Origin of the sequence: Hydrogenophaga sp., from assembly GCF_041633695.1 — a bacterium.
Lineage (GTDB): Bacteria > Pseudomonadota > Gammaproteobacteria > Burkholderiales > Burkholderiaceae_C > Hydrogenophaga.
On sequence record NZ_JBFJMY010000674.1, the window covers coordinates 1 to 1,667 of the forward strand.

Annotated in this window: 3 protein-coding genes; 1 reads left to right on the forward strand and 2 read right to left on the reverse strand. The window is 59.7% G+C overall.

Features of this window, described 5'->3' with window-relative positions; translation table 11 throughout:
• Positions 1–264, forward strand: a 264-nt coding sequence (locus ABYB95_RS23100) for an excalibur calcium-binding domain-containing protein (protein ID WP_372662576.1), incomplete at its 5' end; no start/stop codon positions are given.
• 84 nt (positions 265–348) lie between these two features.
• Here the strand turns inward: ABYB95_RS23100 and ABYB95_RS23105 are convergent.
• Together ABYB95_RS23105 and pcaD are read right to left on the reverse strand one after the other, a co-directional pair.
• Entirely contained in the window at positions 349–885 is a 537-nt protein-coding gene (locus ABYB95_RS23105) for a hypothetical protein (RefSeq protein ID WP_372662579.1), read from the reverse strand.
• A gap of 142 nt (positions 886–1,027) precedes the next feature.
• A partial coding sequence (gene pcaD, locus ABYB95_RS23110) for a 3-oxoadipate enol-lactonase (protein WP_372662582.1) occupies positions 1,028–1,667 on the reverse strand: 640 nt, incomplete at its 5' end.

A 1,667-nucleotide genomic window follows, 5' to 3' on the forward strand; every position in this document is an offset into this window, starting at 1 on the left:
GTGATGAGCAGTCCGCTGCCGCCGGCGATGGAGCCGCAGATCCGGCAGTCCCCGCCTTCAACTCCGCCGCCGCCTCCGACAGCGGCGAGGCCGCAGATTCAGCAGCCCGCTTTCCATTGCGATGGCCGCAAGTACTGCTCGCAGATGACTTCATGCCGCGAAGCCAAGCTGTTCCTGAAGAACTGCCCCGGCATGAAGATGGATGGCAATGGAGACGGTGTGCCTTGCGAGCAGCAGTGGTGCACCGGGCTCTTCGGCGGGTGAGGGCAGCGCGACTCAATTTGGTTGGAGTCTGCCCCCAGCTTTCCCGCTAAAAACCTTGTCCCGATGGGTGCGGAGAACAGTGACCTACCAAGGCCTGTTTTCGGTGTTGTACCGATTGTCTTGCCAAGACGCGCTGATCATTTCAACCGGCGCGCTGGGGTTGAGCGTTTCAACGTAGCCTTCTTTGGTCGACGCGCACAACAGGTAGTCGGCCTCAGGCGCAATGTTTTTTGCATTGAAGTACGCATCTGCGAATGAAGCTTGCACGCCATCAACAGGGTCGCGGTACCAGTCGCCAAGAATCTCTTGCACATCCGACAAGGTCACTGCGCCGGTCTCAAACAGAAGGCCCAGGTTGCCCACGACCGGCATGAACTCATGTGGAGGCTCTTGGGTTATTTCGAAGTGAACGATGACGTTGTAAATCTTTTCGCCGTGAACCCGAAAAGTGCCTCCCGAGTTCTCGTCCTCGTTGAGATTTTTGAAGTCTGCGAAGGGCGCAGCAACGGCGTTGTAGTCCCGTGTCTTGGAAAGGATGGCCAGCGCCTTCATGAATGCCGACAGCGCCAGTTTGTCCGAGTCGTTTCCTGTGGTGGAGATTTTGCTGAGGGCCGGGTTCATTCTTGGGTCCCTGAGGTTGAGCTGAAAGAGCAGTGGCTCGGCCAGTGCGGTCAAGCGTGTTTGGCGAGCAACTGTAAATCGTCTTCGAAGCCCATAAGGCAAGAGGCAAAAGACAAGACCTGGCCCCATGGGTGGACCATGCCTACCCTTGCTTCAAAAAATCCATCAGCGCTTCTGAAAAAGCGTCTGCCTGTTCCCAGTTGGACAAATGCGCCGCATCCAGCTCCACATAGCGCGAGCCAGAGATCAGGTGGTGGATCTCCAGCCCCAGCGCTGGCGGCGTGGAGCCGTCGTGGCGCCCGGCAATGACCAAGGTGGGCAGATCGATGCGGCTGATATCCGGGCGTTGGTCCATCGCGATGATGGCCCTCACATTGGCCTCATAGCCCGCCGGTGTGGTGCCCAGCAACATGCCGCGCACCCGCTCGATCACCTGCGGCGCACGCTGCTGAAAACCCTGGGTGAACCAGCGGTCCAGAATGGAGGCCGTCATGCCCGCCATGCCTTGCTTGTGAAGCACATCCAGGCGCGCATTCCAGAGCTCGGGTGTGCCCAGCTTGGCTGCCGTGTTGCACAACGCCAGGCGCTTGATGCGATGGGGGTGGTGGGTGCCCAGCCACATGCCGGTCATGCCACCCATGGAGAGGCCGCAGAAGTCAACGCAGTTCAACCCAAGGTGGTCCAGCAGGGACATGGCGTCTTGCCCCAGTTGCTCAATGCTGTACGGCCCCGCTGGCACATCAGACTGGCCATGCCCGCGCACGTCGTAGCGCAACACCTGA

Bases quoted from the DNA above. Each gene is read 5' to 3' on its own strand.
- ABYB95_RS23105 (WP_372662579.1), bottom strand. From the start codon at position 885: ATGAACCCGGCCCTCAGCAAAATCTCCACCACAGGAAACGACTCGGAC.